1 protein-coding gene is annotated in these 309 nt (G+C 45.6%); it reads left to right on the forward strand.

Annotation, left to right across the window (positions count from 1 at the left end; translation table 11 throughout):
- On the forward strand, positions 1-309 hold a 309-nt coding region (locus C1G53_RS12860; protein ID WP_192873145.1), incomplete at both ends, for a hypothetical protein.

Consider the following 309-nt stretch of genomic DNA (forward strand, 5'->3'; position numbering starts at 1 on the left):
GCAAATAAGTCTTGCCAGCAACAAGGTCTACCTGCCTGTTCGGCCAGACCTGACCTATCGGATTGCGGATGCGGCTGTGGCCATAGTAGAGAAAAATATGATTCGTCCGCTTGCGGCTGGAAAGACTCAGGTAGATGTTTATGATAAAGACACCAAACTATCTAGTTTCGAGCTGACAGTTACGGAGCATCAAGCAACAGTCTTTGATACCTTAAGGAACAACTGGGAAGATATTTCTTTAGCCAATAAACGCTACCAATCTAACGATACTCAGATGAAAGCCTTTCTAGGGCGTTTAGATGCCGGCGT

This window comes from Streptococcus suis (assembly GCF_002960445.1).
Lineage (GTDB): Bacteria > Bacillota > Bacilli > Lactobacillales > Streptococcaceae > Streptococcus > Streptococcus hyiners.